The 10,463-nt window shown below is 38.9% G+C and carries 6 protein-coding genes; 3 read left to right on the forward strand and 3 right to left on the reverse strand.

Annotated features, from left to right (window positions below; translation table 11 throughout):
• Nucleotides 1–779: 779 nt before the first annotated feature.
• Nucleotides 780–1,304: a hypothetical protein gene (locus KPX09_RS02690; RefSeq protein ID WP_249548843.1), complete on the reverse strand. Its 525-nt coding sequence runs from the start codon at nt 1,302–1,304 to the stop codon at nt 780–782.
• A gap of 284 nt (nt 1,305–1,588) precedes the next feature.
• Here KPX09_RS02690 and KPX09_RS02695 point away from each other — a divergent pair, with 284 nt between their 5' ends.
• Nucleotides 1,589–3,094, forward strand: a complete 1,506-nt coding sequence (locus tag KPX09_RS02695; protein WP_249548844.1) for a hypothetical protein — start codon at nt 1,589–1,591, stop codon at nt 3,092–3,094.
• A 1,417-nt stretch (nt 3,095–4,511) separates the two neighbouring features.
• Here the strand turns inward: KPX09_RS02695 and bioA are convergent.
• Entirely contained in the window at nt 4,512–5,792 is a 1,281-nt protein-coding gene (gene bioA, locus KPX09_RS02700) for an adenosylmethionine--8-amino-7-oxononanoate transaminase (protein ID WP_275973611.1), read from the reverse strand.
• A 64-nt stretch (nt 5,793–5,856) separates the two neighbouring features.
• Entirely contained in the window at nt 5,857–6,690 is an 834-nt protein-coding gene (locus KPX09_RS02705; RefSeq protein WP_249548846.1) for a YihY/virulence factor BrkB family protein, read from the reverse strand.
• Between the two features lie 1,004 nt (nt 6,691–7,694).
• Here KPX09_RS02705 and KPX09_RS02710 point away from each other — a divergent pair.
• Together KPX09_RS02710 and prfB are read left to right on the forward strand one after the other, a co-directional pair.
• Nucleotides 7,695–8,432 (forward strand): YebC/PmpR family DNA-binding transcriptional regulator, encoded by a 738-nt coding sequence (locus KPX09_RS02710; protein WP_249548847.1) that lies wholly within the window; start codon nt 7,695–7,697, stop codon nt 8,430–8,432.
• Between the two features lie 200 nt (nt 8,433–8,632).
• Nucleotides 8,633–9,764, forward strand: a protein-coding gene (gene prfB, locus KPX09_RS02715) for a peptide chain release factor 2 (RefSeq protein ID WP_249548848.1) whose coding sequence is annotated in 2 segments (ribosomal slippage) — nt 8,633–8,695 and nt 8,697–9,764 — 1,131 coding nt in all. Because the reading frame shifts where the segments join, the coding sequence is not laid out codon by codon here.
• Nucleotides 9,765–10,463 lie beyond the last annotated feature (699 nt).

The raw sequence follows: 10,463 nt of genomic DNA on the forward strand, positions 1-10,463 counted from the left end.
TACAGAGTGTAATAAGCAATTTACGCGTCATGTCACAATTCATACACTATTGCCATAATAAAATTATAGGATTTCTCCCGTAGGCTATATAAACCTTTCACGAATCGTGTACTCTTAAGATTTTTAATATCTTACTCAACTTAAATTAAGTGATACAGTTAACTGATGGACCATAATACATGGTGCGGTATACCGCACTTAATTAACTCATTAATAAATGGAAAAAATTATTATGATTTGATTATCTTCATAAAAGTACATAGCAATTTTCAATACATATGCGCAGAAATTAACTGTAAAAGTTGTAATGATAGATAACAAAGCTTCTACTCAGCAAGCTGAAAGTTGAAATTTGTGTTCCGTTCGAAAAAAGAACACAAGTGTCGTATCACCTAGTCTCTTAAAAACTGGATTGTCTTGAATAAGGCTATCCCCCCTTCTAGAAATACTCAATACTGCCATGACCTGAAGATCGTTATAATATTCATTGGGCGTTGGACTAAGCATCCTGAATGCTGTGACCACTCTGACGTAGTTCGAGATCCTAATTTCCTCACCTCAGAGAACTATTGACTTATGTAAGGGTCATTCAGCGTCCATAGTAGCGTATCTTAAAAAAGGTCACGCATTACCTGTGGGTTTCGTTATAAATCTGCAGCAGCGTACACAATCCTGGTCGTATGATGAGCGCAGAGCTCTCAAAAACGGAAATTAGAACTTTCAAAATAAAGTATCGCAACACTTCACTTAATTAACGCATTTTATGAGATGGAATAATATTACATGGCTCCTCGTAATACTGCATCGTCTAGTTGACAAACAACTTCCACATCACCTGAAGTCATATCCGATAGAGTTGGAGGATAACACTGCGCAGCATCGAGTCCCGGACATTTTTCTTTAACACCAAAAATTTCTCCTGCGCTACTCTCTTCTTCCCTATTACCTAATACAGTACTTGTATCATAACTAGAACACTCTGCTTCGTCACTCTCTGCGAGACTCTCCAGCAAACGCATATCTTCTTTTTTTATACCTTCTACCTTAGCCACGTACTCATAGCAGTATACACATAACAAAGGTACAAGAACTAAGCATGGAAGTGCTCCTACATACCTAAGATAACAAAATATCGTGGATTCCACACTTAATCCCTGCACAATCTGAACCAAGCTAACTAGGCAAAGAACAGTTGCCGTAAAAACCATGCACCCAAGGATTACCTTATCCTTATCATACCCCTTATGCTTTTCCTCAAAAATCCTCCTCCGCCTGTAAATATCTCTTCTGCGATGACTTGGCACAGTACACACCAAAATGCTGTTATATGTAAATAGCGTAGCAAAATTTGCTATATAATAAAAGTCTTAAAAAATAAACTTACATAAAATAACTATACCTATTCCACCGCTATATCTGCAGGTAATTTACTACCGACTGAAGATAAACACAATGCGTTAAGATACTTCCTATTTCTCCTTGTATTACGATAGTATATTTCCTAATCTTTCGCATTATTTTCTGATATTTACGTACAAAATCGTTTTTGAAGAAAACTTATTAATATATAATTTACAATTAACTTGTAGTGTACTCCGTTAAAAATGACCTTATGGTAATATACATGAACCTTGGAAAGAAGCAGCTACCTAGAAACCCACAAACCACTCCCTCTATTTTGGAAAAAACTGGTATAGGTGATGCATCACCTGATACACATAAAAAACCTGTCATCACCAACTCTTTGGATAATAAGGCTACTATGCAGAATGCGCTACTATCTTGCAAGAAAGACACTAGATTTTCAGACAAGGTATATATCTTTTTCTCTGAAGAAGAAAAGAAAGGCATTGTAACTTTATATGAATCGTCAATACAGAGCATACAAATCTATACCAACAGTTCGGAGGATTTAGACACACAGTATACAATGGTAGCCATATTGAACAAAATTACCGTTGGGCAAGATAAAAAACGGAAAGCCTCACGGAAGATAAGCATTCGTGCTTTTCATCATGAATGGGACAATAAAGATTTTCAGAACGTCAAGCCTGAAATAACCCTGATAACCGAGGGAAAGGACTATAGCACACGTACTGAAACTTACTTCTCTCCTCCAAAAAATCAAGCCATACCTTTAATATGTATAAGCACTAGTAAATACGTAGAGTATCGCCCAATGATTGAGAGACACAGCAAGACTTTCCTTGAAAAAGCCTTACCGATGCACATTAATAAAAAGTCCATTATAACAACAATATTAGAGAGTTATATCCTAAAGAAAAATTCTAGAGCTAACACTAAAGTAGCTATTTATCTGGTAGAAAATTTTCTCCCACTTATCCCAAAGACAACCTTAGCGGCATTAAAGAAGGGAGCGCTAAAGCTAAGACGTATATGCTTAGAAGAAGGAAGCAGCACTACTGATTTAAGTGAAGTAGATAGATTATGCCTGTCCCTAAATTCAGCTTCTTTTCCTTCACCGTACTCTATTACTGAAACAAATACCAAAGTCTTAAAAGAAGAAGTATTTCATTTAATAAAGGAAAGGGCATGCCAATATGAAAACCTGCACGAGGCCTTAAGTAAAGACGCGTATAAAAGTATAATCTCTGTAGACCTAGAAGAAATAGTAGCCTGCTATACCAACAAGTCTAATCAATTTACGAGCACATTATTGAAAAAGTGCATTTCCGCAGATAAGAATTTATCACGCAAAATGGCTATAGTACATGGATATATAGATGAGCTTAAAAAGCGCTCCGTGAACAATAATGCTAAACCTCTGATACTAGATTGCCAATTACCTGGCACTGGCGAAGATTTCACATTTGCTCACAATTCCCTTATATCTCTTGCAAAGAAGAACGCCCCTAAAGAAGTTGAATTCTGTGTAGATAACATTATAGAAGAGGCGAAAAGAGAGGTGGCTAAAAAATATAGCACGATATTCCTACGTGATGTTATTGGTATAACAGAAAAAGTCTCGGCACATGTGAATAGGATGTCTGTTAAGATAAACAAGATGCAACGTACCGACGAACTACAGCCTTCAATGCCTCATAATAGCACCGAAAGCTGTAATCCCATATAACGCTTGTTATTGAATATGATGGATGAAAAGGGGAACTGAGATTTAGTCACGTGATACAAAAATGATAGAGCTCCGCAGCATAGTGCAGCCCTTCATTGTACTTACGTGATGAGGTGATTAAGATTAAGTAATGGCTATACAGAAATGAGATTGCAATGTAAGCTCCATTACACCGCATTTTGCAGATCTGTACTAATTTCTCTTTTTAATCTGTCACTCTGGAAGTTATAGTTCTTGATATATGAGCACACATTCTTCAAAAGAAAAATCACAGTGTTCTTGAGTAAAAGGTATGGGTACTATGGTGGATAACTGCATCATACTGTGGCACAACAAGTCTGCTTACTAGGGTTTGTATAATGCGCAGGGCAGCTGCTGAATAAATATTCTGCAGAATAGATTATTTTGACATAATACTTAATGGCGGTTGAGCGCGACAATCTAAGGCAGTCAATCGAGAAATGTGTTCATTTTCTCCTTTATGAACCAGATAGGTATTCAAAGAATGATCCTAGCGGTTTTTGACAGATTGCACTACCGCCACAAATAGGCTTATATACGCTGCTGTGCTGTTCAAACCCCGTCACTGTTTTTTATGTATCACCAGACTTAACTAAAGATACAAACCCTGTCTTCTATATATTTTGTGAAACTTACTCTACCAGAGAGGAACTCAACATTTATCTTCTACCAGCAAGGAATGCAGCACTCTACTCCTAAGGCACTGTCGCACGCACGATATAAACCCGAGAAGCGCCCCTAAATCCCCCTAGGGCACAACACTGTGAATCATCGTACCATTTTGTACTTAACTAAAGACGAAACATTGAAAATATTTCTGCGATACCACAAATACTAATTACTCCCTCTCTCTCTCCGTTGATGATCCAAACTGTGATTATGCTGCTTTGCAAATGCACTCCACATAAGCAAATTACCACTTCTCCAGAGCGAGAAAGAAGAACGTGGTACATATATGTAGAACGCAGTGTAACCACGATTAGTTATGCATTTCTTACATAATCAACGAGCTACATCAAGATAAATAACCCTGGCAGAGTATATCAATACGTCTACCTGACGCTTCTCTCTTCACAAATCTTTGTTGCAAACCGCCTTACTCCTCAGTCTCTTCTTAGCCATTACCTCTCTCGATGTGTATGTCACAAGAGAAGAAGTATCTACCTTACATGAACACAACACCTTAATAGTGGGCGCAGCTAAATACTAGATTCACAATGGTCACAGCATTCATCCTACTCTGCAACGTAACAAGCGTTAGCGCCTACCCACAAGCATATGTCACATTTTAAAGTAAAAGTTTAATTCGTATACACCCATCACCCTGCTACACACACATCCGAAGCAACCGTACAGCTGAAAAGAAACTTTCTAGTATGTTTTTAAGTCTCAAATACTAAGTGCTTATCTTATTACAATCGTATACCAGTATTTTTAATGCAGAAAGCAATGCTAATAGCTCATCCTCTGCAATTGTGAGAGGTGGCATCACATACATTACCGTTTTAATTGGTCTGATCCATATACCCAGGTCTAAGATCTTTCGTGTCATGCCGTTTTTAAGCTTTTCCATGCACTTGTTCTTAATATTAAAAGCTGCCATAGCCCCTTTTATTCTTACATTGCACACGTAATCTAAAGCATGCAGTTCTTCTAGTTCGGCTTTTAAAATTCTTTCTATTCTCAATACTTTCTGAGTGTACGACTCACCCGCAAATAAATCGAGAGAAGCATTAGCGGCAGCACAAGATAAAGGATGTGCCATAAATGTATTACCGTGCATAAATGTTTCTCCACCGGATATAAAAAGTTCAGATATATTACTGCTAACTACAGCTGCTGATAGTGGGCAAGTACCACCGCTAAGGGCTTTTCCTAGTACCATAATGTCAGGCTGAACAGAAGCTTGTTCACAAGCAAAGGCTGTTCCCAATCTATAAAAGCCTGTGGCAACTTCGTCAGCAATAAACAGAATCTCATTTTCTTTTGCAATCTTTCTCAACGTAGCTAAAACGTGAGGATGATAAATCACCATACCACCTGCAGCCTGTAAAAGTGGCTCGACAATAATTGCTGCAACCTTATCCGCAATACTCTCTATCTTTTGCTGTAACAATACTACGTCTTCTTCACTTGCAGGTATATCAAGCAGATATTGCTTCGGACAATATCTTGTAAAGGACTCTCCATGAATAGCTTCAGGATCAGAGATAGATATACATCCCATGCTGTCCCCGTGGTATGAATTTTTGAAATATATAAAGCTGTGTTTTTCTCGCTTACCCATACTGTACCAATATTGAACAGCGAGTTTCATCGCTACTTCCACTGCCATAGATCCAGAATCCGCAAAAAACACCCTATCAAGCCCTGGCGGCATTAACTTAGCTATGCGCGATGCTAGTACGTATGCTCCTTCATGAATTAAATCACGGCAAAACATTACATGTGATAACTTTGCCAATTGCTCCTGCATTTTGCTTACTATATAAGGGTGCGAATAGCCATGACATACACTCCACCAGCTCGATATACCGTCCAATAGCCTTTTGCCATCTTCAAGTTCCAGATAACTTCCGTGGCCTGATACCACTCTCATCGGGGTAACTGCAGGCACTGTGCTACTGTAGGGGAATAATACTCTCTCTTCTTGAAACCAATGTGCATGTTCGTACATGGAACCTCACAACTCCCTTAAAAAATAGGGAGTATGGTAACACATTTTCCACAGTAGTCGCACTCTATATGTGCACACTGGAGTAACGATTTGAGAGCCTATAATTCAGTTCTGCTCCGTATATGAAAAATATGCTAAGTATATAGAAAAAAAGCATCGCTGCTATAATACCTGTAAGATTACCGTATATTGTCTTGAGAACTTGAAAGGTTGAGAGATACCACGAAAAAGCCATGGATGTTAACGTCCATGTTGCAGTAACAACAGCCGCACCTGGCATCACGACCAGTATATTCTGCCTTACATTTGGAACCATGAAGTATATCCAAGAAACAGCAACAAAAAGTATCACTTTGCTAACTACAAACTTCAGGAACTCCCAATGTCTACCGACCACTTCAAAAATTATAGGGACCAATACCGCGAATAATACACTGAGTATCATCACAGCAACTATTATCAAAAATTGCAGTATACTAAACATACGGCCCAGTATGTATGGTGGAGGCGCTGATACCCTAAGGGCCTTATTCAACACGTGCCTTATCCCTTCGATAACTGAAGAAGCAGTCCATATTACACCACCTATAGCGACGGTCAGTAGACTCTGAGGAGGCCCTGATAGGATCTCCTCAATTCTAGGTAATAGCGCATCCATGGTATCGTGTGGCAATTCGCCTGACAACACATCAAAAAGCCTTGTATATAGAAATTGATCCTTATCCAACACTGACACTATAGAGGAAGTAAGGGCATTGAAGAACACGAAAAAAGGAAACATCGACAAAAGTACTATAAAGGACAAATACCCTGCATACTCCATCCCATCATGATCTCTAAAATCAATAACGGCCCTACAAATACACTTGAAAAACGTCAACACTTTCCGCAGTATCATTTCTTTTAGTACGTATGCAATATATATTCCCGGGAGGTTGTATTATGCCGAATCTTACTGCAAAAACAATTCTCATTTATCCTCGTTTTAAATACACAGCAGTATACCAAAGTTTACTTTCACAAGCATGGCGGGAGTAAAATGTATTCTTCATTCTTAAAATATCATGAAATCTGAACGTAGCGCTTTTCAACGCTTCAGCATAAAATGAATGCCTCATTGAGTTACAGGCAATAAAACATGCAGCCCAACTATGTGCTGGTATCCGAACGCAATATTCTATAGTCATCTAAGTGGTCTAACACTTCTGTGTATTAAGCAAGTAGTTAGGATCTATTACAATACATTCCCAACTCAGATATATAGCTTATATGCCTCATGGCATAATCAATAATATGATTAAGTAATATTATAAGTCCTAATAATAAGCTATTGTTATAGTCGTAATTTAAATGCATTTTGAATACAAAGAATTACTAGACAAAAATATGTACATATAAAGTGGGCTTTTTACGATTGTAACATATCACCTAGTTATTGCTTCTGGAAACTGGACTATCACTGTATTGAGCATCTGTATTTCAAAATTCCTGGCCAGTTAATATTTGAGAGGAGGTGTATTGCCTTAGTGTATTTAAAGATCTAGAGATGCTGTAACACCGTTATTTAAAAGACGCAGGCCTGTGCATAGAAAGTGTATATAGGATGGTAAGAGGTTATCTGCTGGGATACATAATACACACTAAGCTGCGTTGCCTTGAGTGACCTTAGGCTAGTATGGGGTTTGTGTGTATAATACTGAAATAAAACAAAGCTAGGCACGATATCGCTGGCTACTTCCTTTTTGTTGTCGCTCCTATTACATAGTGGTATATAAATTAACTATGCATATAATGACCTGTACAAACGCATACATAATTAGTATTGCATATATTAGTTATAGGTCTTAAACTAAGTGGTATCTCGTGTATACATACCGTGTGCTTAGCGTTGCAGGATGAGTTATGGCTGGTCATTCACAGTTTGCAAACATAAAACACAGAAAAGGCGCGCAAGATGCTAAGCGTGCTAAGCTGTTTACAAAATTAAGGAAGGAAATCATAGTAGCGGCTCGGAGTGGTTCTCCTGTTCCAGAATTAAACCCTAACCTCAGATCTGCAATAGCTTCTGCCAAGGCTTTTAATCTTCCTAAGGACCGTATAGAAGCTGCTATACGAAGCGCTCAGGGTAATGAGGCTGATGATAGCTATGAGGAGATAACTTATGAGGGTTATGGTCCAGGTAGCACCGCTATAGTAGTGCATGCTTTGAGTAACAATCGGAATCGTACTGCAGGGGAGTTACGCCATATATTTACACGGCACGGAGGGAAGCTCGGAGAAAGAGGAAGTATTAGTTACCTATTTGATCATGTGGGGCTAATAGTTTATGGTGATGCGCAAGTTGGAAGCTTTGATGTGATTTTTGATGAGGCCACTAGTCTTGGGGCTATAGATCTTGAGGAGCACGATAGCGGAGAGGAGAAAGAGTACCACGTCATTTGTCAAGTCGAGGACTTTGGCAGAATTAGAGATGCTTTATATGAAAAATTTTCTGATGGAGTGACTGCGCGTCTATCTTGGCGCCCTAAACAAAAAGTTAGACCCGCATCTGATGAAGCTTCTGCTAAACTTCTAAGTTTCCTTAATGATCTTGATGATAATGATGATGTCCAGTATGTTGAAGGCGATTTCGAGTTGTAAGTTGGCGCGTTGTTAGTGCCTAGCTGGTTGTTGCGGTATCTTTTGTAACTTGCTTTTATGCGTGTCATCTGTTAGTATTCTGGCAGTCGCTTAGCTATGGTATTTATGTTAAAGGTGCTGTTATGCTGCGTTTTATTGTATTTAGTACTGGGTAGGTTATCTGATAGAGTGTAGTTGGTATAGCATTTTGATGGTTTGTGATGCATGGCAGGTCGGTAATTTTAGAAGATATATCAAAGATTGGTGAAGATCTAGCTGCAATAGCGAGGTGTCTTTGACATAAAGGGGCTAGAATCTGTATTGGAGGGCCTAGATATACAGTGCTCTTTACCTTCCTTGTGGAATGACGCTGATAAAGCAAAAAGCTTGCTTAGTGAACGGTCCAGGGTAAGCTCTGTTCTCTCATCTTTTCGTGTTTTAGAAGAAGAACATAAGGACTTAGCTGAACTTGCAGAGATGATTTCTGATAGTGATGATAGAGACTTTCTTGCAACAATAAATGCTGAGCTTCAATCCTTGAAATTGCGTATATCTCAGAAAAAGACTGAGTGCATGTTCTCTCACGAAGCTGATGCTAATAGTTGTTTCTTGACTATTCGTTCCGGAGCTGGTGGAACCGAAAGTAGCGATTGGGTTTGCATGCTTTTGCGCATGTATACAAAGTGGGCTGAATCTTTTCATAAGTTTAGTGTTGAGACTATTGATTCTGTTGACGGTGAGGAAACAGGTTTGAAAGCTGTTACTATTAAAATATGTGGTATTGGCGCCTATGGGTGGGCACGTACTGAAAGTGGTATTCATAGGTTAGTGCGCATTTCTCCCTTTGACCATGCTGCAAAACGGCATACCAGCTTTGCTAGCGTTGAAGTATCCCCTGTTGTAGATCATGAAATTGACATAAAAATTCAAGAAAAGGATCTTCGAATTGATACTTATCGTGCTTCTGGTGCTGGCGGGCAGCATGTTAATAAAACCGAAAGTGCTGTCCGTATAACACATATTCCCTCTGGCATGGTGGTACAATGTCAGACAAGCAGGTCGCAACATCAAAATCGTGCTGAAGCCTACTCTTTACTTAAAAGCCGTCTCTATGAAATGGAGCTGCAAGAAAAAGAGAAAAGAATGGCTCAAGATCATCAAAACAAGTGTGAAATTGGTTGGGGACATCAGATAAGATCCTATGTAATGCATCCCTATCGTATGGTGAAGGACTTACGTACAGGGCATGAAACTGGAAATGTAGATGCAGTAATGAATGGAGACTTAGACGCTTTTATCACTGTAGCGCTCATGCGTGGGTCTCTTGCCAAGGTAAAGCAATCTGGATCTTGAAATATTCCATAGTGCTTACCTAAGGGACAAGATAGCGATACACAAACTCACCGGAGAACATAATACGGTGGTATAGTTCGCTTTTATATATAGAGGACTACGCCGTACAGTATTCTATATGTACATCCTCGCGACAAACAATGCAGTGTTTGGGCACTACGCAGGTAGTATTTAAACTTCTTATTACAAAATGCTATTAGGATCTGCAGGCATCTTTTAGAGAATGCCTCTAATGAAAATCACGTATTGTTTTCTTATAGTTTATGCCTTTGCCTAAAATGCATTATGACTTCCACGGGAACAACTATAAGCTTCTCGGGGCAGAAAATACAGTTTCTGTATGAATTTCCCGACTTACGTGTATCAGTGTACACTTGTTCCCTAGATATAGCCTTAAAATAACTTACTATCGCTAGTGTGCGCTTTTCCCTAACGCATTACGACCACAATGCGGACGACTATAAGCAGGTTCTCTCTGGCCAGGAGTTACAGACCAGTTTGCAGTATGAATTTCCACATAAACAATTGTAAGCAGTTATTTCACGACCTGGAAGATATGGTCTGCAGTATTATTTCCAATACACCATGCTTTTAGCGCTTCAAGATCCATACATACTCTTAGAAGATACTCTGAAAATCACCTGCTACACGCACAGTTTGCGTATTCACCTTAAAGCCATTTGACTTCCATGCAATGCA

The organism is Anaplasma phagocytophilum, from assembly GCF_023476575.1.
Lineage (GTDB): Bacteria > Pseudomonadota > Alphaproteobacteria > Rickettsiales > Anaplasmataceae > Anaplasma > Anaplasma phagocytophilum_A.